General features: G+C 30.7%; 31 protein-coding genes. 29 read left to right on the top strand and 2 right to left on the bottom strand.

Features of this window, described 5'->3' with window-relative positions; genetic code table 11:
* The first annotated feature begins 3 nt into the window (after positions 1 to 3).
* From BT107_RS07205 to BT107_RS07165, 9 genes are all read left to right on the top strand, one after another.
* Positions 4 to 471 carry a hypothetical protein gene (locus BT107_RS07205; RefSeq protein WP_072303124.1) on the top strand — a complete coding sequence of 156 codons (468 nt, stop codon included), beginning with the start codon at positions 4 to 6 and terminating at the stop codon, positions 469 to 471.
* Between the two features lie 95 nt (positions 472 to 566).
* Positions 567 to 926 carry a VOC family protein gene (locus BT107_RS07200; protein WP_072303123.1) on the top strand — a complete coding sequence of 120 codons (360 nt, stop codon included), beginning with the start codon at positions 567 to 569 and terminating at the stop codon, positions 924 to 926.
* Between the two features lie 20 nt (positions 927 to 946).
* Positions 947 to 1,408, top strand: coding sequence for a MarR family winged helix-turn-helix transcriptional regulator (locus BT107_RS07195; protein ID WP_072303122.1), 462 nt, complete (start codon positions 947 to 949; stop codon positions 1,406 to 1,408).
* A 435-nt stretch (positions 1,409 to 1,843) separates the two neighbouring features.
* Complete coding sequence (locus tag BT107_RS07190; RefSeq protein ID WP_072303121.1) at positions 1,844 to 2,413, top strand: hypothetical protein; 570 nt, start codon at positions 1,844 to 1,846, stop codon at positions 2,411 to 2,413.
* Positions 2,414 to 2,420: 7 nt separating this feature from the next.
* Complete coding sequence (locus BT107_RS07185; RefSeq protein WP_072303120.1) at positions 2,421 to 3,047, top strand: hypothetical protein; 627 nt, start codon at positions 2,421 to 2,423, stop codon at positions 3,045 to 3,047.
* Between the two features lie 26 nt (positions 3,048 to 3,073).
* Complete coding sequence (locus BT107_RS07180) at positions 3,074 to 3,544, top strand: hypothetical protein (RefSeq protein ID WP_072303119.1); 471 nt, start codon at positions 3,074 to 3,076, stop codon at positions 3,542 to 3,544.
* Positions 3,545 to 3,717: 173 nt separating this feature from the next.
* Positions 3,718 to 4,197, top strand: coding sequence for a hypothetical protein (locus tag BT107_RS07175; protein ID WP_072303118.1), 480 nt, complete (start codon positions 3,718 to 3,720; stop codon positions 4,195 to 4,197).
* Between the two features lie 226 nt (positions 4,198 to 4,423).
* On the top strand, positions 4,424 to 4,756 hold the full coding sequence (locus BT107_RS07170) for a hypothetical protein (RefSeq protein ID WP_072303117.1): 333 nt from the start codon (positions 4,424 to 4,426) through the stop codon (positions 4,754 to 4,756).
* 209 nt (positions 4,757 to 4,965) lie between these two features.
* Entirely contained in the window at positions 4,966 to 5,658 is a 693-nt protein-coding gene (locus tag BT107_RS07165; protein WP_072303116.1) for a hypothetical protein, read from the top strand.
* 88 nt (positions 5,659 to 5,746) lie between these two features.
* On the opposite strand, the gene BT107_RS07160 is transcribed toward BT107_RS07165, so the two are convergent.
* On the bottom strand, positions 5,747 to 7,114 hold the full coding sequence (locus tag BT107_RS07160) for a hypothetical protein (protein WP_072303115.1): 1,368 nt from the start codon (positions 7,112 to 7,114) through the stop codon (positions 5,747 to 5,749).
* 19 nt (positions 7,115 to 7,133) lie between these two features.
* Positions 7,134 to 9,560, bottom strand: a complete 2,427-nt coding sequence (locus BT107_RS07155; protein WP_072303114.1) for a TonB-dependent receptor — start codon at positions 9,558 to 9,560, stop codon at positions 7,134 to 7,136.
* A gap of 124 nt (positions 9,561 to 9,684) precedes the next feature.
* Between BT107_RS07155 and BT107_RS07150 the strand changes: the two genes are divergently transcribed.
* The 20 genes from BT107_RS07150 to BT107_RS07055 all read left to right on the top strand — a co-directional run bounded on the left by BT107_RS07150 (position 9,685) and on the right by BT107_RS07055 (position 26,678).
* Positions 9,685 to 10,659 (top strand): helix-turn-helix domain-containing protein, encoded by a 975-nt coding sequence (locus BT107_RS07150; RefSeq protein WP_072303113.1) that lies wholly within the window; start codon positions 9,685 to 9,687, stop codon positions 10,657 to 10,659.
* A gap of 235 nt (positions 10,660 to 10,894) precedes the next feature.
* Entirely contained in the window at positions 10,895 to 12,370 is a 1,476-nt protein-coding gene (locus BT107_RS07145; protein WP_072303112.1) for an ankyrin repeat domain-containing protein, read from the top strand.
* Between the two features lie 11 nt (positions 12,371 to 12,381).
* Positions 12,382 to 12,873, top strand: a complete 492-nt coding sequence (locus BT107_RS07140; RefSeq protein WP_072303111.1) for a DUF2271 domain-containing protein — start codon at positions 12,382 to 12,384, stop codon at positions 12,871 to 12,873.
* A 7-nt stretch (positions 12,874 to 12,880) separates the two neighbouring features.
* Entirely contained in the window at positions 12,881 to 15,082 is a 2,202-nt protein-coding gene (locus BT107_RS07135) for a PepSY domain-containing protein (RefSeq protein ID WP_072303110.1), read from the top strand.
* Positions 15,083 to 15,283: 201 nt separating this feature from the next.
* Entirely contained in the window at positions 15,284 to 16,129 is an 846-nt protein-coding gene (locus BT107_RS07130) for a hypothetical protein (RefSeq protein ID WP_072303109.1), read from the top strand.
* A gap of 58 nt (positions 16,130 to 16,187) precedes the next feature.
* A complete protein-coding gene (locus tag BT107_RS07125; protein WP_084639179.1) occupies positions 16,188 to 16,829 on the top strand; it encodes a hypothetical protein in 642 nt (213 codons plus the stop codon).
* Between the two features lie 488 nt (positions 16,830 to 17,317).
* Positions 17,318 to 17,551 carry a thioredoxin family protein gene (locus BT107_RS07120; protein ID WP_072303108.1) on the top strand — a complete coding sequence of 78 codons (234 nt, stop codon included), beginning with the start codon at positions 17,318 to 17,320 and terminating at the stop codon, positions 17,549 to 17,551.
* 60 nt (positions 17,552 to 17,611) lie between these two features.
* Positions 17,612 to 17,866: a DUF2024 family protein gene (locus tag BT107_RS07115; RefSeq protein ID WP_072303107.1), complete on the top strand. Its 255-nt coding sequence runs from the start codon at positions 17,612 to 17,614 to the stop codon at positions 17,864 to 17,866.
* A gap of 3 nt (positions 17,867 to 17,869) precedes the next feature.
* On the top strand, positions 17,870 to 18,223 hold the full coding sequence (locus BT107_RS07110) for a gamma-glutamylcyclotransferase family protein (protein ID WP_072303106.1): 354 nt from the start codon (positions 17,870 to 17,872) through the stop codon (positions 18,221 to 18,223).
* Between the two features lie 46 nt (positions 18,224 to 18,269).
* Positions 18,270 to 19,013, top strand: a complete 744-nt coding sequence (locus BT107_RS07105) for an AAA family ATPase (protein ID WP_072303105.1) — start codon at positions 18,270 to 18,272, stop codon at positions 19,011 to 19,013.
* Positions 18,997 to 19,572 (top strand): MarR family winged helix-turn-helix transcriptional regulator, encoded by a 576-nt coding sequence (locus BT107_RS07100; RefSeq protein WP_072303104.1) that lies wholly within the window; start codon positions 18,997 to 18,999, stop codon positions 19,570 to 19,572. The genes BT107_RS07105 and BT107_RS07100 overlap by 17 nt, the downstream gene beginning before the upstream one ends.
* Positions 19,573 to 19,574: 2 nt before the next feature.
* Positions 19,575 to 20,300: a YggS family pyridoxal phosphate-dependent enzyme gene (locus BT107_RS07095; protein WP_072303103.1), complete on the top strand. Its 726-nt coding sequence runs from the start codon at positions 19,575 to 19,577 to the stop codon at positions 20,298 to 20,300.
* 164 nt (positions 20,301 to 20,464) lie between these two features.
* Positions 20,465 to 21,304 (top strand): hypothetical protein, encoded by an 840-nt coding sequence (locus BT107_RS07090; protein ID WP_072303102.1) that lies wholly within the window; start codon positions 20,465 to 20,467, stop codon positions 21,302 to 21,304.
* A 46-nt stretch (positions 21,305 to 21,350) separates the two neighbouring features.
* The gene (locus tag BT107_RS07085; RefSeq protein ID WP_072303101.1) at positions 21,351 to 21,899 is read left to right on the top strand and encodes a hypothetical protein; all 549 of its coding nucleotides are present in this window, start codon (positions 21,351 to 21,353) and stop codon (positions 21,897 to 21,899) included.
* 183 nt (positions 21,900 to 22,082) lie between these two features.
* Entirely contained in the window at positions 22,083 to 22,502 is a 420-nt protein-coding gene (locus BT107_RS07080; protein WP_072303100.1) for an RDD family protein, read from the top strand.
* Positions 22,503 to 22,653: 151 nt separating this feature from the next.
* Entirely contained in the window at positions 22,654 to 22,980 is a 327-nt protein-coding gene (locus tag BT107_RS17715; RefSeq protein WP_170854716.1) for a DUF4238 domain-containing protein, read from the top strand.
* Positions 22,977 to 23,567, top strand: coding sequence for a DUF4238 domain-containing protein (locus tag BT107_RS17710; RefSeq protein WP_072303098.1), 591 nt, complete (start codon positions 22,977 to 22,979; stop codon positions 23,565 to 23,567). Before BT107_RS17715 ends, BT107_RS17710 begins: the two co-directional genes overlap by 4 nt.
* A gap of 291 nt (positions 23,568 to 23,858) precedes the next feature.
* Positions 23,859 to 24,728 (top strand): glycerophosphodiester phosphodiesterase family protein, encoded by an 870-nt coding sequence (locus BT107_RS07065; protein ID WP_072303097.1) that lies wholly within the window; start codon positions 23,859 to 23,861, stop codon positions 24,726 to 24,728.
* A 297-nt stretch (positions 24,729 to 25,025) separates the two neighbouring features.
* On the top strand, positions 25,026 to 25,640 hold the full coding sequence (locus BT107_RS07060) for a hypothetical protein (RefSeq protein ID WP_072303096.1): 615 nt from the start codon (positions 25,026 to 25,028) through the stop codon (positions 25,638 to 25,640).
* Between the two features lie 6 nt (positions 25,641 to 25,646).
* Entirely contained in the window at positions 25,647 to 26,678 is a 1,032-nt protein-coding gene (locus BT107_RS07055) for a hypothetical protein (RefSeq protein WP_072303095.1), read from the top strand.
* The last annotated feature ends 20 nt before the right edge of the window (positions 26,679 to 26,698 follow it).

Raw genomic sequence — 26,698 nt, 5'->3', positions numbered from 1 at the left:
CAAATGAAACAACTACTACTAGTGTGCCTTGCACTTTTTACCTCAATAGGGTATGCACAAATAAGTATAGATGAGCTAAATATTAACTCACAGCTTACAGATACTATACAGTTTTCTATATGGGAAGTGCATACAAAAGAAATGTCTACACCAGGGGATACTAAAAAGGAATACAAGAAAGAGTTAAAAAGGATAACCCTAAGTAAAGAAGATCAAGAATTAATTATTGCAAAGTTAAAAGATCCAGAATCATACATTCAAGAAAGAGCCTTGCTATACCATTACGATCTAGTGTTTCTCTTTTACAAAGAAGATGTTATTGTAACAGAAGTGCGTATTTCTACATTAACAGGAAATATTGACATAGATAATAAATTAACCAAGAGTTCTATAAAAAGTAAATGCGCTAACCCTATGAAAAGTGTGCTGCTTAATTTGCTAAGAAAGCACGAGTTTTTATCAGAAGATTAGAGGTCATTTTTTTATAATTTGTTGTAAATTTTTAAACTAGCATATTATTGTTGTCGAATATACTATATTTGCAACAACAATTAAATTAAGGTAAAATGAAACAATTAACATTTGCATCTTTACAAGTAAAAAACTTGGAAGCATCAAAAGACTTTTATACAAAAAAAATAGGTTTTCAAATTGATAACTCCAACCCTCAAGCCTGTATTTTTAAGTACAACCAAGGACAAGCAAGTTTTGCTATTCGCACGCCGCTTGAACCCATTGAAGAAAAAGATCTAGGAATAGGTGTTGCTCTTTGGTTTGCCGTTAATGAAAATGTAGAAGAACTAAAAGATAAATTTGTTGCGAATGGGGTAACTACCGTGGGATCAATTATTGAAACACCTTTTGGTAAAGCATTCCATGTAAAAGATATTGACGGTTATAAACTAACTTTTTTACAAGCTAAATAATTAAAAATTTAAGTATTATTATGCCTAAAGAAATTCAGTTTAATTTTAAGAGTCCACAAGATAGTCCAGGTTATTTGCTAGGGCAAGTAACAATACTGTGGCAACGTAGACTAAAAAAAGTATTAGATCCTTTAAATCTAACACAAACACAATTTGTTCTTTTAGCTGCATTAGGTTGGCTTTCTAAAAAGACTGAAGTTGTTACTCAGGTTGATATTGCTAACCAAAGTAATACAGACAGAATGATGGTTTCTAAAGTACTTAGAACTCTGGTAAAAAAGAAGTTTATAACTAGAGAAGAGCACCCTACCGACACCAGAGCTAAAGTAATTAAGTTGACAAAAGAAGGAGCAGAAATTTTACAAACAGCTTTAACTACGGTTGAAAATACTGATATTCAATTCTTTTCTATTTTAGGAGATAATTTGTCTGTATTTAACAAGAATATGGCAGACATAATTGAGCAGAATAAAGAAGAATAAAAGTAGTACAGAAAACAATAATTTTTAATACAAAATAAACTACTTAATATAGCTAAAAATAGAACCTGTAGATTCTTCTGCAATTATAGGTTGTTAGCTAATACATTTTGGTATAGTAGGGTGTCTTTGTGATATCCTAAAATCATGGATAATATCTTATCGTTTATAATAACTTACTATTATATTTCGTTTTCTTATAGAGGATTTACAAAAGTATTGGTTTGGTATCAAATATATATTAAACCTATACAAATATACATTCACAACATTAATTTATCGTAATTCACAATATGTTTGCTACATATTAAAATTGTTTTGTAGTTATAAAAACCCATTGGTAATAACCACATAATATGTTCGTTATATAAAAAAGCAGTTGATCAGCTTATTAAAGAAAAATCTTTTTTAAGGGAACTTTAAATAATTTAAGAATAAATGAAAAAGGCATTAATAGTTTTGGTTTTTGTAAGCGTTAGTCTGTTTTCTTGTAAAGACAAGGAATTAAGTACAGAAGAAGGTATTTTAAAAATTGAAAAGACTTTACAAGAAAATTTTGATAAAGATTTTGAGGTGTATCAATTGTCTTTAAATGCATCAACATTAGAAAGTAACCTAGATAATATTAGTAGAGTCTATAAAGTAAAAGACATTTTTTTTAACGATAAGTTTGAGTATAACGGTTTTACAGATCCAATAAAAAGCCCTGGCGTAAACTTACTTAAAAGAAAAAATCCGTTTAAGGTAGGTCAAGTAGATGTTTCTATTATACCTGCTAAATATGATGAAGCTTTAGGTTTGTTAAAAGAAAAAGGTTTGTTTAAAGAAGATGTAGATTACCTTTTAAATAATTGGGTTTTTGAAGCTGATAAAAATGGTGATGTTTTCTCAGAATTTGATGTGCAATATGAAACAGGCTCTAGTAGTTCTGGTAAAGTTATAACCATTATTTATGAAGAATACAGGTTTAGAGTAAATAAAGACAATACATTAATTTTTATAAAGTAAGCGTATAATGAGTAGAGTAATTAAAAGTTTATGTTGTGTGTTGCTTCTAGTTTTGTCTAGTTGTGGTAATGGCACAAGTGGTAGTATTGAGCTAAGTACAAAAGAAGGTGTTTCTGAGATTAAAAAAATAGTAGAGAACCAATTTGGGTTAGACAAGGAAGTATACTCGTTAAGTATTTCTAATAAAAGTGACAACTCTACCGAGGTAGAGCAAGTAACAATTATGCTTTTAGAGGATGGTAAATCATCAATGTGGTTTTACTCTGCTTTAATGAATAAACTTTTTAAGCCAGAATCTAGCATAAAAGAAACCGATAAGACAAAGGCTCTAAAATTAAAAGAATTTAATTTAGATCATATTACAGCAAATTTTAAAAAGGCTGTTGATTTAATAGAAAAAGAAACAAAAGAGTTTAATAACTATAGGTTAGAGGGAAGCTATAGTATGACTGTAGACCAAGAGACAGGAAAAATAAATGAATCTTTTAATTTATTTGCTGATAAAATAGATGTTAAAGGAAACAGTTTTTACGGAAAACGAATAGCAGACACAGATATGTTTAAATTTTCATTTAAAACAGATGAAAAAGGTGAACTTTTGTCTACTGAAGGATTAAACGTATTTGAAAAATAAAAAATAACCACCTAAATATAATAAAAATGAAAATTGAAGTTTACAAAGCAGTAGATCATCCTACAATTGAAGATGTAGAAAAAGTACTAAAAGAAAAATTAGGAGATAAGTACGAGTATAAGTTGAGAAAAAAAGCTGGTATAGCTGGCCAAATGGTTGGTGGTGTTAATTATGACAACATTACAGTAATTAAAAATGCATACCACAGAACAGTAGTTGGTTTAGAAACTACATCTAGCTCATCACCATCTGTTCCTAAATTTACAACTATTAATTTTTCAGAAGCAACACTAGCTGGCTGGTTAGGTTTTTTAAATAATCAAGTTGGTTTTATTGGAAGCTTTATAATACGCTTAATATATGGTGGCGATTCTGAAATTTATGACGAAGTAAGAGAGACCATAAAGAATAATATGAATATTGAAGTAGAAGTTCATGAAGCAGGTTTAGGAGCATTATTCAAAAAGAAGAAAAAAGAAGAAGCTGTAGAGGCATAAAGAAGTATTTTATATAAATAAATTACTTGCTAAGTTTTAAAATAACACCAATGCTTTTTAGTCATTGGTGTTATTTGTTTTATAGTTGTTTGGTAGAAAAGTAAAGTAACAGTAAAATTATGCGTAGCTAATAGTAAGTATCTTTCTGTTGACTAAATAAAGTTTGTATAACTATGCGAGGCAAACCTCAAATAAAACCATTTAATTCAAAAGAAATAGACCGTATAGATTCTGGTATAGTTACAGATTATGTAACCATTATTTTTTTTGGAATACTAGCATTGGTATTTAGTTACTTAATGGTGTTTGGTATTTTTAAGTCAAAAGATGTTTATTCCGTTATTGTATACTTGGCTATTATAGTGGTTATATGGGTAATAACAGTATATAATCTCAAACCTTTTGTAACTAATATAAAAGAAAGTCAATTGCTTCTGCAAAAAAACCAGAAGTTTTGTAATTATGGACACATAGAAAAGAAGAGGTCTGTTTATAAAAGACTAACTCTAAAGTCTGTGTCTAGTAATTTTTATGTTAGTATAGATGGTGAAGAATATGAAGTAAGTAAACAAGATTTTGATGATGTACAAGAAAAAGATTATGTCTATTACGAAGTAAAACCACCACTTTATACAGAAGTTAAAAAGATATAAAAGGTTACTTTTTATACCTAATTAAAGAACAAACCAACTGTTTAAAAACTTTCTATTATGCATATTTTAGCAGAGCTTCTAAATATTATTATCAGCTAAAAAAACAAGAAAATTATACTTAAATGTATTTTTACGTTAAGGAACTTATTTGTTAATTTTAATATGAAGTGATGCGGATTAATTATCGCTATCAGTTTTAGTAAAATCTATTTAAAAAAAAATAAAAATGGGCTTATTTGGCAAAAGAAAAAAGGAAAATGTACCTGCAAATAAAGAAGGGTATGCAAGAGTGCTTAATTACATAAAAATTGACGCTATAAACGGAAAACCTCTAGAGACGTTTTTTTGGGAATATAGTAAACAGAAAAAAGGCATTTTTGCAGGTAAATTAGAAATTATTTATCTAGAAGAAGGATCGTATGAGATTTTTGCTCATGGAGTAACGTACCAGACCAAAACTACACAAATACATATATCTGTTGAAGCTGGAAAAAATTACATTTTGGGAGCAGGTATACTTGAAGATGATACGGAAGGTTTGTATTTTGAAGAGCGCTAACTAAGTTTACTCTCTTGTAACTACTTAATAGCATTTCTGCTATACACTTTATAGTTGGTTGTTACGTAGTTTTCTTAATTAAATATATTATAATAAAGGTGATATGTAGAAAGTGTTTTTTATGTTAAGAATTTATTTGTTAAATTAGGAGCTTAATTATTGTAGCCATCATTATATAAGTGTATTAAGTTTTGAATTAACTAACAATTATGACCAAAAAAAGTATTGCTTTTCTAGTATTAATCTTTATTGTTTTAACTTCTTGCAAAGAGAATAAAACTTCTGAGAGTTATAACGATAATAAAGAAATTGTTGCTGCATCAGCAAAAGAAAATTTAAACTTAGACCAATCAGATCTATACTGTAAAGTACAGATTGGAAGCACAGAGAAGGAAGCCTTAAGTTCTTACTTTAAAAGCTCTAATACACTTAAAAAAGGCTTTATTACAACCACATTTAGTATAAGTTTAGAAGAGGCAATGTATAATGATACTCCATTGGACATTGAGCTTATGATGCATAATAAATCTAATTCGCCAAAATTAAATGCAGGAACCTACCCTATAAAAGGTCTAATGGCACCTGCAGAAGGAGTAGTTCCTTATTTTGATATTATTGGGAATGTAGTTGATATGGAATCTTACCAAAATGCCATTGACGCTAATATTTTAGATGATCTTGAAGATAACTTTGTTATTTTACCAGAAGGCGCAAATAAATTAATTATAGAGTCTTCTGGTGATATTGAAGATGAGGAAGATGGTGAGTTTTATAAAATGGGTAAACAATTACTAAAGGGGAATTTAGAAGTGTTGTTATTAAGAGTTACTACAAAAGAAAAAATTAATTTAAGGGTTAACTTTAAAATTATAAATGAATGTGGTATCAGTAAAAAAATATAATAAGCTTGTGTTAACTAATAAAAAAGTCCCTTACCTAGAAATTAGGTAAGGGACTTTTTGTTTGCAAAAAGTATGTTTTTTTTGGGACTTAGAAAGCACCAATAAAATGACTACCGGTTGTGTTAACCAATTCAGCACCTTTAGTAACTTCACCAGTTACTGTATTTATAACGTAAATGTTTCCGTTTTCCCCAACAGGAGCTTGTGTTACATATATTTCGTCTCCGTCTACTACAAAACCTTGATATTGGAATAAGTAGAAATCAGGATCGTAAGGTATAGCATCAATCTTTACTGCAGTTTTTGCATTTAAGTCTACCAAAGCAAAAAATCCTTGTAAACCAGCAACACCTTCTGCAGAACCATTGTGACGGTAAGCAACTATGGCTTTACCGTTAGCAGCAGGTCTCCAAGCTAAAATATAAGCTCCTTCTACTCCTAAAGCTGTATCTAAATTAAAGTCGTACGTATTGTCGTATTCGTTATTAGCGTCAATCTTTAAGATGTGAGAACCTTCAGGATCACTTTGGTTTGCTTGGTATACACTTCCGTTGTAAAGAAAAGAGTTAATACTACGGTAACCGTTTGTATTTCCGTGACCTACTGTAGAAGTAATTACTGTAGGGTTTGTTAAAGAAGGGTAATCTAATACAATAGTTTTAGAACCTAAAATTTCAAAATCACTATCAGATTCTGCTGTTGCAGGATCTACTTTACTTATACGAGCGCCAATGTATAATTTATCTTTGGCAGCGTTTAACGTTGGCATATCTATTCTAGAGATGTAATATCCTAATGCTTCTTCTTCAGGAGTTAAAGGAATACTAGACTCTTCAAAGTTTTTAATTGAAGAATTTTCTAAATCTAAAGTTACTACACCCATTGTAGCTTCAGTACGTGAGTAGGTATCATCCGTAGCATCATCAGGAGTACCATTATCATCAAACTGGTGTTCTGTAGAAACATAAACAGCAGATCCTGTTTTGTCACCATCAAATAATTTTATCCATCTTGGAGCAGTACCAACATAAGGAGCAATACTTACCTCTGTACCTATTTTAGTAAAATTTTGTCCGCCTTCTACATTGTATTTAGTGTAGTTACCACCAGTATCACCAGCGTAGCTAATATTAAACATAGTGCTACCGTCTTCAGAAGATTGTAACCTTGCAGTTCTGTTAGATGGTACTATAAGTCCGTTGTTAAAAGCATCAATAGATACACTAGGGTCTTTAGCATCTTCACTAGTTACAGAATAAATTAGTGTACCACCATTACCATCACCAGGATTGTCTCCCATTTTAGCAGCAGCAACAGTTATCCATCTGCCAGCAGTTGGTTCTACAGGATCTACTGTAGGGTTATCTCCATTATCATCACTGCTACAAGAAGCTAATAAACCTATGCAAGCAAAGGCTATGGCAAATGTTTTTTTATGTATAAAATTACGTTTCATTTTGTATGTTATTTAAAAATTAAAATTTATGAATTGAATAATTAAGTTTAAAGTAAAAAGCTCTACCTGGTTTTTGTACCGATAAATTATCGTACACAGGCTCATCAAAAATGTTTTTAATATCAAAACTTGCAACTAGTCTTTTATTCGGAAATGCATAACTAAATCCAAAGTCTTGTACCAATTGTGTGGGTACTTTAAAGAACTCGTCTCCCACAGTATTTGTTCCTTGTTCTGGTAGGTAAGAGAACTCATCTGTAAAGTACATTGTGTAGAATAAGTTTAACCTAGATTTTTTCTGAAAAATATCTTTAAAAGAGTAGCGCAAATTCCCGTTCATAGTAAAGAACGGAGTGTTAGGAACGTCTATTTCTATACCGTTATTTACAATGTTTAGGCTAAAGCGAGATAAATTAAAGTTTACACCAAAGTTCTTGTTATAGGTATAGTTAAATTGAGCATCTATACCTTTAGATGTTCCGCTACCTTGGTTTACGTATAAAATTAATTCGTCATCAATATTTAAAGACGTTTCTATGGGCAGACCAATACGGTCTTTAATGTTTCTTGTAAAGAGATTGGTTGCTATAGAGAACTCGTGTTTTTTAATTTTATAGCTTCCAAATCTAAATCCTAAGTTGTAATTGTTACTTTGCTCAGGGTTAATACTCGGGTTGGCAACCACATTATCACCATCGTTACCAAATACTTCAGTTTCATTAGGTAAGCGTATTGCTTTCTCTGCAGATGCTAATACTGTAAAATCTGGAGAAACAGCGTAAGAAGTAGCAAAACCGTATCCTTCGTATTTTTTATTACTGTTAACAATTTCGTCAACTACAATGGCATTGCCATCTTCATCTTGTGCAATATCTGGATCTATACTTATTATTTTTTGCTGATATAGTTTACCAAAGACACTAGCTTTTAATTTATTTTCTATGGCAGATAACTCGTAACTTAAAGCATAAATATTTTTATGTAAATCTCTAGTGCCTTTAAATGTATTTTCTAAAACAGACCTTAGCGCATCACTATCTTCTCTGTCTATTCCGCTATAAAAATGATTTGCCGTAATCTTGTTGTTTTTGTTAATGTCATAAGAAACACCAGTTCTAACAGAAGCAACTTTTCTATCTATTTTAGCTAATGTTGGGCCGCCTTCTTGTTGTGACCTCCAAGTGTATTGGTACTCGTCTCCTCTAAAATCTATGGCTCTATCACCATTCCAGCTATATGCCCAGGAAACAGTATCGTTAACACTTCGGTTTCTTTTACCGTAAACACTATTTACTTTAACATCTAAACCTTTTGTAAAAAGATCTTTTTTCTGATACGTTAAGTTGGCTAACAAAGCATTAGACTCTAAAAAACGATCTTTATACGGCGTAATAGTCATAAATGCACCGTGTTGTACTTCTTTATAATCGTCTGAACCTGTTACGCCAATTAAAAATTGATCTGCCCATTTTACATCGGTATAACCAACTTGTACCATACCACCAGTAGACCTGTAAGCATCATTAAACCTACGCGCTGTAATTGGTGTTTGTACACCACCCAAACCAGTAACAACTACACTTCTGCCAGATACTTTGTAATCGTTATCTGAATAATTATGAAAAAGAGATGCTTTAACTGTAAAACCTGTTTTTTCAAATCGATACAAACCATTAAGATTCGCTTGTAAGGTGTTAAAAGAACCATAGGAAACAGATGCATTTAAGTTTGTTTTAGCATCTTGGTGTAGCACTACATTTATTGCTCCACCCAAAGCATCATCTGCTAAATGCACAGGAACAACACCTTTGTAGACTTCAATATTTTTTATCATTGAAGTGGGTATGCTATTAAGGTTAAATGAAGAACCATACATAGAAATAGGAATGCCGTCTATAAAAATACGTACAGCACTACCAGATAAACCATTTAAACTATAACTAACCTCTGACCCTAAACCACCGTTTTGTCTAATTTTTACACCAACAGATGTATTTAACAACTCGTTAGTTTGTATGTTTCTAATGCTAGCTTCTTCGGTTTTAATAACGTTTACAGCAAAACCTTGCGTCTCTATTTCGGTCTCTTTAGTCTTTCCGTTAACTAAAACTTCATTTAGCTCATTAGTTTCATTGTAGTTAAGTGTATGTTTTATTTGGGTGTTTTGTTTGTCTATCTTAATAGTAATTTTTTCAATTTCTTTGCCGTAGTATTTTATGGCAATTGTGTAATTACCGTACGGTAAGTCTTCTAAGGTAAAAAAGCCTTTATCGTTTGTATAAACGTGTTTTATTGGTTTTTCTGTAAACACAGAAGCGGCTGCAACAGGGTTTCCGTTTTTAAAATAAACAGTTCCAGTAACAGTACCTGTTTTGGTATTCTCTGCGGGTTGCGAGAACGCCGAAAAAGAAAGTAATAGACTTAAAACCGATACTATTTTTAACATGCGATTAAAATAATTTTAATATTTATTAAGACTTAGTCTAAATTAAATTAGTTTTGCAAACTTAAGTTCAGTTTTGGTGAAACGAATAACGCGAACGGAAGTTTTAATAACGCATTAAGAAATAATGAAACAAGGTTTAAATAGCTTTTCTTATTCTATTATTTTAAGTAACACCATTGGTAAAAACACTGGTGTTAATACTGCATTTGTAGAAAGTAATATCAATTATAATGCTCACGATGTTTTAGGAGAAGAGTCTCATTCGCATTTTACTGAGTTTTTAGTTGGTAGTAAAAATATAGAGTGTAAAAAGGGATATGCAGTTGCTTTAGCTAGTAATTGTCCTGTTTTTAAGTTGCATTTTTCATTGTTAGGCAGCTACAGTCACCAAACAAATAATAATTTGGTTGTAACTATACCAGAAGGATTTTGCAATCTGTTTTTTATGCCTTTGCAACCAAGTAAAGATATATTTACGGGCAAACGCACAAGAACCTTAGAAGTATTTTTTACTCAGAGTTTTTTAGAACGCATACTAGGGGAGCAACGTACGGCCAATTTACTAGATATAACTACTGCCATAGATGCAGAAACTCCTTTTGTATTTTTTAAAGAGAGCAAACAAATACCTTTAAAGCTAAGCAACCAAATAAAAGAAATTCTAAATTGTGCTTATACGGGTAGTCTTAAAAAAAGCTATATAGAAAGTAGAATTACCATTTTGTTGTTAGATTTTTTAATGGATACCACTAAACTAGAGGTTGCAGATACTGTTATGCCAGAAGCAGATTATGCTGCAATTGTTAAGGTAGAAGAATACTGTAGATTAAACTTAAAGCAGAAGTTAACAATTAGTGCCTTATCACAGATTGCAGGTTTTAATACAACAAAGCTAAAGCGCGATTTTAAAAAAATATACAAAACCACAATCTTTAAGCATATTACTCAATTGCGAATGGAAAACGCCAAACAACTAATACTAGAAAAGGGGTACTCTATAGCTGAGGTATCATATGAGGTTGGGTACTCTAACCCGCAACACTTTACTACAGCATTTAAAAAAACTATGGGGTATTTGCCTAGTCAGTTAATTAAGTAACCGCTAATTCACCAATTCCTGTTCTTCTTCAATTTACAAGAACTTATACTTAGGTAACATTTTCAATTTATAAGAAAATTACTAGAGATAAAGCACCTTTTAACTTCAGAAAAAAATAGTTTATAAAAATTCTATCTTTAATCATTCTAAATAAAAATAGTTCTTATATTTGCGCTTTATCAATAATAAGTCTAAATAAAGAAATAAGCTTTATTTATTAAAAATAGATTCAAAAATGAAAAAATTATTTACCCTAACTCTTTTGTTAATTGTTGGTACAATTACCGCACAAGACGCTAATGTTTTTTTAAACCGTGGTTTTTTTAAGCCAACGACAACAGTAAAAGAGGTTCAGCAAAAAGTAAAAGAAGGCAATAGCCCTGTAGATTTAAGTTCTAATGGGTTCGACGCTACTACAAATGCTATTTTAGCAGATGCTTCTTTAGATGTTGTAAAATACCTTTTAAGCATAGAGGGTAATGTAGTTAATAAGGTAACTCACGATGGACGTACTTACTTATTTTGGGCAGGTATGAAAGGGAATTTACCAGTAATGAAGCATCTTTTAAAGCTTGGCGCTAAAACAGATGTTATAGATGATAAAGGTAGTTCGGCATTACTTTTTACAGCTGGTGGCGGACAAACAAATCCTGAATTGTACAACTTACTTATAGACAATGGAGCATCTATAAACGAGACTAATCCTAAAGGTGCTAATGCTTTACACCAATTAATTGGTAAGGCTAAAAGCTTAAAAGAACTAGATTACTTTATTAAAAAAGGACTAGATCTTAAAAGTACAGACAAAGCAGGTCTTAACGTGGTAGATTATGCAGCTCGTGTTGGTAACAAAACTATTATAGAAGAGTTGGTTAAAAAAGGAGTTAGCTATAAAGACACTAATTTAGATGGTAGTAATGCTGTTTTAATTGCATCGCAAGGCGGTAGAGGTGGTGGTAATAGCCTAGAGTTCTTCAAGTATTTAGAAGGTTTAGGTATTGCAGCTAATAATACCAATAACGATGGTGTTAACCCAATTCATAATTTATCTTACAGTGGTAAAGACAAAGCGTTATTTCAGTATTTTATAGAGAAAGGAGTTTCTATCTCTAAGGCAGATAATAAAGGAAATACACCTTTAATGAATGCTGCTGGCCGCAACAGTCTAGAGATTGTTCAGTTTTTAGAGGCTGCAAATGTATTGGCTAAAAACAAAGAAGGTAAAACTGCTTTAATGAATGCTGTACGTGGTAACAGTAAAGATGTGGTTGTATTTTTAATAGACAAAGGAGCAGATATTAAGGCAGTAGATGCTAGCGGTAATAGCCTTGCATACTATTTATTAGAATCTTACTCTAAAAGAAATAAAAAGCCATTTACAGAAAAATGGGAGCTACTTACAGAAAAAGGCTTAGATATTGCACGTGTACAGAGTGAGGGTAATACACTTTTACATTTGGCTGTAACTAAAAACAATGCAGATTTATTAGCTAAGATTGCTTCTTATAAAATAGATGTTAATGCTAAAAACGCAAACGGACTTACTGCTTTGCACATTGCTGCTATGACGTCTAACAACGTAGATAACATAAAGAAATTAATTGCATTAGGAGCAAAAACAGATATTGGAACAGATTTTGAAGAAACTGTTTACGATTTAGCTTTAGAAAACGAGCTTTTAGATAAAAACGAAATTGAATTTTTAAAATAATAAATAGCGTTATGAAACTTAAATTAGTAACAATAACAATTGCAATAGTAGGTTTATTTACGTTGGCAGCTTTTACAACAGTTCCTAAAACTAGCCAGTATAAATGTATGATTCAGTTAAAGAATTATGAGGGTGAAGGCGCTTACATTGTAGTTTCGTTATTAGACAGTAAAGGTAACTACATAGAAACGTTAAATGTTTTGGGCGACGATCCAGAATGGTACCACGATTTAACAAAATGGTGGGGTTATTTTGAAAATAAAAATAGCAAGATTGATGCAATTACTGGTGCAACAATTAGCGGAGGACAACGTGCAATTAAAGTCATTAAAATTGATGATGATAAATTAGATAAAGGCTACAAAATTAGATTTGAAACTGCAGTAGAAGATCAAAAATATGTTGCAGACGATGTAACCTTTGAGCTAACATCAGAAAGTGTAAATAGTAAAGTAGACGGTACAGGATATATCCGTTACATACGTATGTTGCCACAGAAATAATTAATTTATGACATTATCAGTTTGGAGATACAGTCACCTTGTGTTGGCTGTATCTTCTTCTATTTTTATTTTATTAGCTGCTTTAACAGGTACTGTTTTAGCACTAGAACCAATTAGTAATCGTATACAGCCATATACTACGGGCGATTTAGACCAAATTACTGTTGCAGAATTTACAAGCACACTACAGCAAAAATATGCTGAGGTTATTTCTGTAGAAATAGATAAGAACAGCTGGGTTACTGCATCTGTAATAGACAAAGATGGTGTAGATAAAATAATATACATAGACCCAAAAACAGGAGATAGTTTAGGCACACCAAAAGAGTCTAATCCCATTTTTAAGTTTGCAACCACATTACACCGTTCCTTATTTTTAAAAGGTATAGGCAGGTTTTTTGTAGGTTTATCTTCATTTTTACTGTGTTTAATAAGCATTAGCGGAATTTTTCTAATTCTTAAAAAGCAAGGTGGTGTTAAAGGCTTTTTTAAACCTATAGTTAAAGAAAACTTTAATCCATATTACCATACTCTCTTTGGTAGATGGTTGCTAATTCCTATTTTGGTTATAACGCTAACAGGCGTGTATTTGTCTTTAGAACAGTTTTCTGTACTGCCATCTGCCAGGATAGTACACCAAGAAGACACCTTGTTTGCAGAAGAACCAGTGGTAAGCCTATCAGAATTTAAAGTTTTTAAAGACACTAAGTTATCACAGGTTCGTAAAATAGAATTTCCGTTTGCACCTTTTCCAGAAAGTTATTTTTTACTGCAGTTAACAGACAAAGAGTATTTAGTAAACCAATTTAATGGTGATATTGTTAGCCAAGTAAACTATCCTTTTTACGTTGTTATAAGCTACTACAGTATGTTGTTTCATACAGGGCAGGGGAGTATAGTGTGGAGTATAGTTTTACTATTAGCTTCTATTGGTATTTTATTTTTTATGTATTCTGGCTTTAGCATTACGCTGCAACGTAGAAAATCTAGAATTAAAAACAAATACAAAAAAGACGACTGCGATTATGTTATTCTTATAGGATCTGAAAACGGAAACACCTTTTATTTTGCCAATGCGTTGTACTCAGAGTTACTACGTTTGGGTAAAAAAGCATATTTGGCAGAGCTAAACAGCTACAAGAGTTATAAAAATATGAAGCATTTGGTGGTAATGACATCTACCTACGGTACAGGAGAAGCGCCAACAAATGCCAAAAAGTTTAAAGCACTTATAAACACACACCAACAAGGTACAAAGTTTAACTACTCGGTTGTAGGTTTTGGATCATTAGCATACCCAGACTATTGCAAGTTTGCTTATGATGTAGATACTATGTTACAAGCGCACCCAAACAATAACCGTTTGGCAGATGTGTTTACCATAAACAACCAAAGTTTAGAGTCTTTTAACCAGTGGTTATTGGCGTGGAGCAAGCAAGAAAATTTAAGTATAAGTTTACCAAAAGCTATTGGTAGTAAAAAGAAACGTAAAACCTATGCTTTTACTGTAACCAAACACACCAAGGCAGAAAATAACCCGGACGATACTTTTTGTATATACTTAAAACCAGTAGAAAAAGTGAAGTTTACCTCTGGAGATTTACTCTCTATTTTGGGCGAAAAAGACCAGAGAGAACGATTGTACTCCATTGGTAAATGGAATAAAAACGAACTTGTTATAAGCGTTAAACGTCACCAAAAAGGCAGTGTGTCTAATAGGCTACAAAACCTTGCTGTGGGCGACAAAATAAGCTGTGGTATAGTAAAAAACAAAGCATTTCATTTGCCTAAAAAAGCAAAAGAAGCCTTATTAATAGCAACTGGTACAGGTATTGGTCCTTATTTAGGGATGATACGCCAAAACACTGCACACAAAAAATTACACCTGTATTGGGGTGGGCGTACAGCAGCATCTTTTGAGCTGTACAAAAACCAATTAGAAACACAGCAACAGGCAGGTAACCTAACCTCTTTACATTTGGCATTGTCTAGAGAACAAGCCAAAAAAGTATACGTACAAAACCTGTTAGAGGCAAACGGTAAAGAAGTTGCCCAGCTTATAAAGGACAAAGGTTATATTTTAATTTGCGGCTCTATAGGTATGCAAAAAGAGGTTACTACGGTTTTAGATACAATTTGCAAAAACCACTTAAAAAAGCCGCTGAGTTACTACCAAAACAAAGGCCATATTTTAATGGACTGCTACTAAAAACAAATTAAAACCCATAACTGTATGTTATGGTTTTTTTTGTTATTTATGTTTTTTTTACCCGATTATACATTTCTTTAATTGTACTACAAAAAATGTTTTTATATTGTAGGAAAAATGTAATTATTGCGTTTATACCACCAGTATTGCTGAATAAACGCAATTAATTGCGGTTACTAACTAGTTGGCAAACATAAACAAATGAAAAAAGTAAAAACTGCAATACTGATTTTTGCCTGTGACGGTTATGAACTTCTTTTTGAAGGGTTCAATTATTTTTTTAATAAACATTGGGGTGATAATAGCACACTAAAAAAATATTTTTCTACTGAAGAAAAGGACATTTCTATAGATGGATACATTAATCTTAAATCTGGTTCTGGACAATGGACTAATAGATTGAAAAAAGTCTTAAACCAAATTGAAGAAGAGTATGTGATTTTTATTCAAGAAGATATGTGGTTCAGTAAGAAAGTCCCAACGGATATTCTACACCAAATTATAAGTTATGTGGAAGGTAATGACCTAAAATTGGTAAAACTTCATTCATCAGAAGCTTATAAAACAGAGGCTACGAGTATAGACTTTTCTGGTTACACTCTTTCAGAAGCAATTAAAAAAGAATCAAATTTTCTAATGTCTCATCAAATTTCTATTTGGAATAAAGACTTTTTGTACGAACAATTAAAGGATAATGAACACCCGTGGAGAAATGAGCGAAGAGGAAGTAAAAGGCTTAAAAAGTCGAAACAAAAAATTTATCAGATTGATTTATTATCTGAAAATGGTAAAAGTCCAATAAATGAAAATCAATTTGAAATTGAGCCTGGGGAATATCAAACAATTTCTGCTAATGCTTGTATCCAGCCAAAAGCAATAAAATTCATTACGGAGTTAAAGAAAGTAAATTCTCAATATTCAAATAAATTAGAGTATAATATGTTAAATAAAGTAACGCATGATGGAAAGAAAAAGCCAAGAAAAGAAGATTTTCATAAAAAACTAATTAGAAAAATACGTTTGCTAACAAGTGATAAAACTGAATAGCTCGCTATCGCGTCACTACTCAATTTAACACAACCGTTAGAACAAATATGATAAAATAATGCAAAATAACAGCTATCATATAATTTTTGAAAGAAGTTATTATTTACCGACTAATGATTTCGGACAAAGAAATAATAAGCATCCTACTTGGGGTTTTGAGCCACTAGAAAATTCCAATCTGAAATTTGGCGGAGTATTGAAAAATGGAATAAACCATCTGATTTCTTTTGATAAAAATTTCCTTGTTAACGGAATAGAACTTAAAGGTCGAATATTCGGACTCAACTTTGAAGATTTTTTCAATGCACAAATAAATGGTCCTTATCTATTTTATAAACATTCAGAAAATGGAGAAATTGAAAGGTTAAATGAAAACATTCCTATAGAATTCGAATATTGTAATCAACCTCTTAAGGAAACGAATATAAAACTTGCTCTGACTCCTCTTTCTTTTAAAAATCAAGAATGGGAAGGGAATTGTAATAAAATTGGAGGAAAACCTATCTGGATTCAAGAACCTAAAAATATATGCTGTCCAAAATGTAATAATAAAATGACTTTTATATTTCAACTAGATAGCGGACTCCCGGATTTGAATCCAATTAATGGCAATGAAATAATGTTTGGTAATGACGGAATTTGTTACGCTTTTTTGTGTAATCAACATAAAATTAGCGGATATTTATGGCAATGCACTTAAATAAATACTGGCTATAACAAAGTACTGTGGTAAAAAAATAAGTAAAAACCACTTAAAAAAGCCGCTGAGTTACTACCAAAACAAAGGCCATATTTTAATGGACTGCTACTAAAACAAATTAAAACCCATAACTGTATGTTATCGGTTTTTTTGTTATTTATGTTTTTTTTACCCGATTATACATTTCTTTAATTGTACTACAAAAAATGTTTTTATATTGTAGGAAAAATGTAATTATTGCGTTTATACCACCAGTATGGCTGAATAACCGCAATTAATTGCGGTTACTAACTAGTTGGCAATAATACAGGACACACCTACAAACTAAATTTCCATCCAAAAACATTTTTCAGTACTTACAATTTTTAAAACAACTTAAACTACCATTTTAAAAAAAATGAAGCAAAATTTGTTGAAATACTTTTTTTAGTTAGGAATCCTTACTATGTTTGTGTCAGCAATATTGCTGAAAATTAAAAATATACAAAATGAGTAAATCAATTTTTTATCACGCTGGCTGTCCTGTATGCATTAGTGCAGAGCACGATATTATTAATTTAGTTGGAGAAAACAATGTAGAAGTTGTAAACATTGGAGAAGACAGAAGTAGAATACAAGAAGCAGAAAATGCTGGTGTAAATTCTGTTCCTGCATTAGTAACACCTAATGGGAACACATTGCATATTAACTTTGGTGCATCTATGGCAGATGTAAAAGGCTAATCTAAACTTTTAAACTGGCGTGTAATTCCATTACACGCCAGTTTAATTTAACAAAAAAATATGAAAATATCAGTCTACGACACGTACGTACCTAAAAACAATCAATTAATGCATTTTGATATTCTTACAGAAGAAAATGAAACGCTCAAAAATGTACTTAATTACGGGAAAGGCTACTTACAAAGTAAAGGTTTAGTTAATTATAAATTAAATACAAAAGAATGCAAATTTTGTCATATAGAAGTTGCGCCTACTCATATTGAAAAAGAAATTAAAGAAAATGGATATTTTATTATTGAAATGGAAAATTGTTAATCAATGAAAAACAAAAGCACTCATTTTTTATTTTCTTACGGTACTCTACAACTGAAAAAAGTACAAATAGAAACGTACGGCAGAAAGCTAATAGGAAAAATTGACACACTTGAAGGCTTTGAAATTAAGCAACAAGAAATCTTAAATGAAAATGTTATAACAAAAAGTGGAAAAAAGTTTCATCCTATTGCTGTACCCTCAAAAAATAAAAGTGATTTTATAGATGGTGTAATTTTTGAAATCACAGAGAATGAACTTTTAGAAACGGATAAATATGAAGTTTCAGCTTATAAAAGAGTACAAAAAAAGTTTAAATCTGGAAACAAAGCCTGGGTATATATTCTTAATAAAGTTTAGCTTCTAATGATTAGGATTACTAACTTTGTCCTCAAATACATTTTTAATGGCATTATATGATTTAATAGTAAACGTAAAAAGTGAAGTTTTAGATTTAGATAAAATCCATTTAAGTAAAACGAATAGAATAGAACTAAAGCAGTTACTAAAAGAGTTTAAACATCTAAAAAGACTAGAAGAATTTAACCTTCCCGTAGATAACAAACTGTTGCTTTTTGGTCATACTGGTTGCGGAAAAACAACTACGGCAAAAGCAATTGCCAAATATTTAAACAAAAAAATTATCATCTTAAATTTAGGTGGTATTGTTGATTCCAGATTAGGGCAAACCGCAAAAAATGTAACCGAAGTTTTCAAAAAAGCTTCAAGAGAAAACTCAGTTCTTTTTTTGGATGAATTTGATTCTATCGGAAAAATAAGGGATTATGACAATAAAGACTCTGGCGAAATGAAACGACTTGTAAATACTGTTATTCAGTTAATCGACCAGTTGCCATCCCAAACATTACTCATTGCAGCAACCAATAATTCAAAAATTATCGATACTGCGTTATTAAGGCGTTTTCAATTAAAGTTAGAATTTATTAAACCTTCAAATAATCAATTAGATGCTTATTATGATACTTTAATAACTCAATTCCCAAAAGAGTTTAGAAGTATCGGGAGAAAATATAATTTATCATATGCAGAAGCAAAAGATGTTGCATTTCGTGCCATAAAAAATAACATAGTAAATAGTATAGAAGAAAGTGAATTGACCAAAATAGAGCAAGATGAATCAATCAATTAATCAAAAAATAACCTACGGTTTAGAGCGTATTGCAAAAGCATTTAGGGTTTTACTTTGGGAGGAAAGCAAATTGTATAAAATAAGTCCTATTCAAATCCAAATTTTACTTTTTTGTGCTTCCCATAAACAAGAAAATTTGAAAGTGAGTTTTTTAGCAAATGAGTTTGATTTAACAAAAGCCACGATTAGCGATTCGGTCAAAGTACTTATTAAAAAAGAACTACTTTCAAAAAAAATAAATTCATCTGATTCTAGAAGTTTTACAGTCAAACTAACAAAAAAAGGGAACGAAATTGTAAATAAAGCAAAGGGTTTTACCTCTGTTTTAAACAAGTCGATAGACAGTTTAACTACAATTGAAAAAGAAAACTTATTAGCGAATATTTTGAGTATTATCTATCAATTAAATCAGCAAAAAATAATTTCCACACAACGTATGTGTCTAACCTGTTTTCATTATGAGAAAAAAGGTAATACCAATTATTGCAATCTACTAGGAACAGCCCTTAAAAAAGAGGAACTTCAAATAGATTGTCCAGATCATAAAATGACAGCATAAAAATGGAAAATATCAGTCATAACCTCAAGATTATACACAATAGAATAGAACAATCTTGTAAAAACGCAAACAGAAATACAGAAAGTGTTCGTTTATTGTTAGCTACTAAAACTGTAGATTCAAATCGAATAAATTATGCTTTAAAAGAAGGAGAAAATCTTATTGGAGAAAACAAGGTTCAGGAATTAAAACAGAAATGTACAGCTTTAAAAGAGCAAAATACCGAAGTACATTTTATCGGTCATTTACAATCTAACAAAATAAAAGAAGTATTAAAGTGGGCTACTTGTATAGAATCTATAGATAGGCTGTCAATTGCCGAAAAATTACAAAAAAGATTAGAATTTGAACAAAAAAAGATAGATGTTTATATCCAAGTAAACACCTCTTTTGAAGATAGTAAATTTGGAGTTTTACCAGAGCACGCTATTGACTTGGTAAATGAAGTGTCTAAATTTAATAATATTCGCATCAAAGGACTTATGACTATTGGCTTATTAAGTTCACAATCAACTGAAATTAGAAAATGTTTTCAGCTATTAAAGAAAATTCAAGAAGAAATAATCAACTTGAAAATGCCCAATGTTAAGATGACGGAATTATCAATGGGTATGAGCGGAGATTTAGAAATTGCTATTGAAGAAGGTGCAACAATAGTAAGAGTAGGTACAGCTATTTTTGGAGATAGAATTTATCCTGACAGCTTTTATTGGAATGAAACTGAATAGCAACATCAAATAAAGTACTATTGCCAACAATGTATATAAAAAATAGCAGTTAAGAGCAAACCTCAAGGTTTAGTTCTTTTCTGCTATCTTTGCTTTTAACTGAAAATTAGCATACATAAATCTGCTACTTTTCATATACTAAACGTTAGGCATAATGTAAAAAAATGGACGTAAGATTATTAATCGAACAATACACAAGCTTTTCTCTGACTATAATTAGTCCTACTATATTTGAATTGACTAATGACAAATCAATGGTATATTTCCACGATGATGAAAGAGCTGATTTATTTTTTATACGCTTAAATGAATTTTTAAATACTTCTTTTGAATCACCACTTGACCCAAAGAAAAGAGTTTCCTTATTTAATTTAATGGAAGATTTTTGTGTTAAATATAAACACAATGATGATTTTAATCAATTTCTTCAAACAATAAAAAAAACCAAAGAATTCTTTTTTAAGAAAAGATTTTATAAATATTATATATCACCATATGACATTGACTTTGAAATCTCTTTTGCGGAACTAATAAACTTTCAATCGAATTATTCAAAACATAGTTATTATCATCTAACAATAATTAAAAACAAGCTAAAAAAGCACTTTAAAAAAAATAATATTCCGAATTATGAAAATGAGGATTATAATGAACATTTAGCCTACTTTAAAGAAGCTGTACTCGATGACAGATTAAATTTTAATCAAACTCATATGGTCGAAAAATTAGGGGAACTATTCATTTCTTACTGGGAACTTCTAAATTCTAACCATCAGAATCGTATTCAAGACTTAATACACGATTTTATAAATAAAAATGGAAGATTAGTTCAATGGAAAATTGATAAACCTAATGATTTAACTGACGTAGAAGAATTCTTTTGGACAATTAAAGGACTTCCTAAATTTAGAAAAAATAGACTTACTGATTTCATTCCTAAAACTTGGAAACCATTAATTGAGAAAGAAACGAATATTGATAATATGATTAAAAAAAATAGATAAACACTATGCCTAACAAAGTACTGTGGTTAAAAAGTAAGAACTATATATGACAACAAAAGAAACTTTTTGGGAGCGTAAAAATAGACTAAATGATGATTTTGTAGTACTTGGTTCTGTAGCAGACCCAGCAACAGTAGGGCAAATTACAGCCTACGAAAAAAGTAGTGGTTATGTATTTAGCGAAGATGTAAAAGATTTTTTAGTAACATTTGGCACCTTACTTTTTGAGGTGAAAGAAGAGGTGTGGAGAAGACCAAAAGTATATGATGTTATGCCTGCCTGGAAATTTGGGTATGGCTTTTTTGTTTACGGGCTATCTAAGGACGAAGAAACTCCGGCTTGGATGACTTTTGAAGAGAAAAACCAAGAAGCATTAGAGTATAAAGAGAAAACCCTTGGTCAGATGTTTTTTAAGAAAACAGGCAATGGGTATAGAGCTTACACAAATAATGGTGTTATAACCATTGAACACGACAAATATGACGAAACCGATATTGAAGTATTTGAAGGTAACATATACGATTTTTTAATTGCTGAAATAGATAAGCTAGAAGAAGATTACTTAGAGTATATAAATGAGAAGTCTAGTACCTAATTTAAACCTTAGCAAGTAAGAAAACTAAACCCATTAACATATGTGCTTATGGTTTTTTTTATGGGTTTATATTAAAATAGATTGTTGTACATATGTACTACAAAAAAATATTTTTATATTGTAGGAAAAATGTAATTAATTGCTGTCACTAACTAGTTAGCTGTAATTTAACCAAATACTTTAATGAATATAGATACCTACGAATCAAATACCGGACTCCGCATTGTCGCTACTCTAATTGATTACATTCTGATATTTTGCTTTACTATTGTTTATATATACCAATTCGGTGAACCATCTGAGGACGGTGGATTTAAAGTAAGTGGACTCAAGGGGTTAGTTCCTTTTTTATTTTGGTTCTTATACTTGCCAATTTGCGAATGGAAATTTTGTTCGACTTTGGGACATTGGACGGTTGGACTTAAAATTATTTCAGAAAACGGAGAAGAATTAACAATAGGGCAAACCATTAAAAGAAGACTTTCTGACATTATAGATATAAACTGGTGTTTTGGATTAGTTGCATTTGTCGTTGTAAAATCGACTGACAAAAAACAGAGAATTGGTGATATAATCGCAAAAACTCTAGTGGTTAAAAAGTAAAAACTACAGCTAACAATGGCTATAATTCAGTCTTACTTTTTAGTCTAAAAAAAATTACTACTTTTAATTTGGCTCGATTCCGATCCTGAAAAATCCTAACGGATTTCCCAGACCGAAATCATAGCCAAACCGTTAGATGCAATATATCAAAATGGAAAACCAACATTATGTGCCAAAATCTTACTTGAAGCATTTCTCAGTATCAGACTCGGAAGAAATTTTCGCTACACAATTTTTTGAAGCAGGTAATAAATGGAGTCAACCTAAAAAGTATCATATCAATTCGATATGTTTTCATGGGGACTTTTATAATTTAGATTCAAGAATAGCTGATTATCACAAATTAAATATAGATGTCATTGAACGTAATGCTTTTTGGTATGAAAAACACTTTATTGAAGATATTGTTGAAAAGGCGGATAAGCAATTATTGAGTGTCCAGGAAATCCCTGATTTGGCTTTTTTTTACTCAGTATGAAATCAAGAAATCCTAGATTCCGGAAAGGTTACACTCAAGAAAAAATTAATGAACAGTATATTAAGAGTATTGATGAATTTAACTCTGAAATAGAAAAAATAGATAATCCTCAATTGATTCGAAGAGCTAAGTTAGTTATTAATTATCTTTTATCGAGTATTCCAAAGCCAAAGGAACTTCATAACAATTCAATACTGAGACTACATTCTAACGATAATGTTGTTTTTAAGTCGGTTTTAAATCGAGTCGTCAATTACAATATAGTTATTTATAGTCCAAAAGAAAAAGAAGATATATTTATTACAACAGATGCACCAGGGTACAGTGTAGATAAAAACAAAGCTTTCTTTGATACAAAATATATTGATGATCTCTATCATTTTATTCCAATTTCATCAAAACTTGCTTTAGGTTTTCACAACCCTGAATTCTATGAGTCGACCAATAGAATTTCCTATCAAAAGGTTAATTCTGAAGAAATATTTCAATTGAATTATGGTTCAGCTGTAAATAGAACAGCTAACATTTATTGCAGCAATGAAAACACTCTCAACGAATTTATCAACAAAGTTTTTCCTGAAAAGTAAGCAGTTAACAAAACACCTGAGCTTAATGTTGACTTTAGGGCAAAACCGAAAGGTCTGTATATATTTATAAAGTCCGCTAAATTTTTATTTAGATGCTTTGGCAGGCTTTTAATAATAATAAGTTAAAAACAAAATAATAGTTAAGCGTAAGAGTAGTGGTTCTAATACTTCGGGACTTTTATTCATTTTTTTCATTAATTTAGGCGCTTAAAACATATCACAGGCTCTATACAGCGGCTCAAAATTTAAAATTCTGTTACAGAGAAAGAACTAAATACTATTAAAAAAACTATGAAAAAACTATTAATTCCTATTCTATTAATTTCATTTTTATTTATTGGTTGTAACGGAAAAAATAAACAGGAGAAGACATTACAAACTTACTTTAGTTATGTAGAGAATCGTGAGCTATTAGTTAGTGCTCACCGCGGTGGTAAAGGTTATGTTGGCTATCCTGAGAATTGTTTAGAAACAATGCAATACGTTAAAAAGCACATACCTAATGCGCTGTTTGAAATTGATGTAGCAAAAAGCAAAGATGGTGTTTTACTATTAATGCATGATAATGCGCTAGAGAGAACATCTACAGGTTTTGGTAGGGTAGACCAAAACAATTGGGAAGTGCTATCTAAACTTAAACTAAAAGATAATTTTGACTCTATTGTAGATTTTAAAATTCCGTTATTTAAAGATGTGTTAGATTGGGCAAAAAAAGATAATGCCATACTTACTGTAGATATTAAACGAAGTGTAGACCCTGAAGAGGTGCTGCATTTTATAGAAGAAAATGATGCGTTAAATCAGTCGGTTATTATTACTTACTCCATAGAAACAGCTCAAAAACTATATAAACTAAATCCTAAGGTAGTACTATCTGTAAGTATTAGAAATATGGAAGAGTTTAACAGGGCTGCTAATTCTGGTATACCGTGGAAAAATATGGTTGCTTTTACAGGAACAAAGTTATCAGACCCATCATTATATAACAAATTACATAAAAAAGGAGTTATGTGTATGTTAGGTACTTTAGGTAACTTAGATAGGCAAGCAGCTGCAAAAGGAGATCATCTTTATAAAGAATGGGCTAAACTTGGTATAGATATTTTTGCTGCCGATAGAGCGTTGGAGGTACAAAAAGCTATTAGAGATAAAAAAAAATAGATAAGCAATTTACATATAGAAATAAAAAAACAAGACTACAATGCTACAAGTGTATAAACCCTAAAAGCACTTGTATTTGTAAACACATTACCCCTTTACAAATCAAGACTCGTTTTGTTATTCCTATGCACCCTAAGGAGTGTAAAAAAGAATAAAACAGAACGGGATTAATGACTAAGCTTCAACTTAAAAATTCTGAAATTATAGTTGGTCTAGATTTCACCAGTAATACGCGTGTAAATGAAATACTGGCAGCAGAAAATAATGCTTCTTATTTACTAATTTAACCAATTAACTATGAACTATAATGACTATAAAAGTGTTGCTAAAAAGGTATCTAAAGAAGTACTTTTTGATGGCATATTAAACAGAGAACTATGTAAAGATGAGCATAGTGCTTTTATGGAGGAGATAAACAAAAGAGGTCTGCAATTAGAATTATCAGAAGCTATTGCAAATAATAACGCAAGAAAGGGAAGTGTAATAGACTCAGCAAAAGATTTACCACAACAAGATTTGTTTAATATAATTCTATATAACATAGATAACTTTACAGAAGAAGAGTTAATTGTTTTTAAAAATGAAGCCAACCAAAGAGGTTTACAAGCAGAACTGTCTGTGCTTTTAAATGAAAAAGCAAAAAGTGATAAAGAGTTTCAGGATAAAGCTGCAAATAGTTCTGATAATATAGGAGATCTGCTAAATACTTTTCAGGAACATATGTTTTCTGTTTCTCCTGGTTTAAAAGAGAAAGTAGAGGCCGCAGAAAAGAAGTCTAGGGCCAACAGAATTGTTGGTGTAGTTCTATTACTTATGGGTGTTTTATTGTTGTACAAAACAGGAGGTAGTACCATTTCTTTTGGAGTTACTGCTTTAGGTATTTTCTTTATTGTTAGAGGAATTTTAAAATAAATAAAAATGAAAAAAGGCGTACTGCTTGTTTTGGTTCTTGTGTTTTGCTTAGCAAACGTATCAACCAATACCGTACAAAAGAATAATAGATACGAGTCAATATTTACTTTTAAAATAGGACCAGATGCAAATATTCAGCAAATAAAAAACCGATTAGAGTTTTATTCATCTTATTCAAGAATAATAACTCATATTCATATAACTGAGAATAGTTTAACTATTAAATATGAAAATTTTGTTTCGCCAAAAAAGGTAAAATTTTTATTAGAGACAGCTGGTTTAGCTCAAATAAAAGCAGCTAATTCTTCTCCTATAAATATTAAAGAGAGTTGTAATGTTCGTGTAACGGGGAATGAGTATGTAGATGTAAAATCCCTTGCTTATTCTGATAGATCTAAATTAACAATGTTCTTTAAAAATCCACAAATTTTAGAAGATTTTAGTACTCTAAATATTGGAGAAAACTTAACTTTTGCAATAGGAGATGTAGAAATATCTAAGGCTAAAATACGTGAGCCAATAAAACAAGGTAGTTTAAGTTATTCTTTTATTCAAGAAAAAGATTTTAATGCATGTATAATTGGAGCAATAATAAATAGCCCCTATACTACTAAACCGAGTATGGAGTTAGTAGAGCATAAATTAAGTTTTAATAATGAAAGTATTTCTAAAGAACTAATTCAAAAATATAATAAGATAAAAGAGAACGAGGAACTTATTAAACATATAGAGTTTTTAGTAAAAAAGTCTACTAGTACCCGACCAGATTTATCGTCTAAAAATGTAGCAGAATATTTTCCAGATATTGAAGCCTTATCAGATATACGATCTCTTTTTAGAATAATTTATACTAATGATATAAGCTATTTCTTAACAAGATCTAAGTGTGCAACTTATTCAGATTTTGAATCTCTAATAGATAAGTTAAGTCTAGAAATAAAGACTTATGGTAATTTTTATGATAAAGGAGCTGATTTGAGAAAAAAACGTTTTATAGCTAATCTTGGTGCTATATCTAAGCAGTATTTTAAAGATTAATTATATAAATACAGAAAAGG

This window comes from Cellulophaga fucicola (assembly GCF_900119145.1).
Lineage (GTDB): Bacteria > Bacteroidota > Bacteroidia > Flavobacteriales > Flavobacteriaceae > Cellulophaga > Cellulophaga fucicola.
This window is presented reverse-complemented; position numbering and strand designations above follow the sequence as displayed.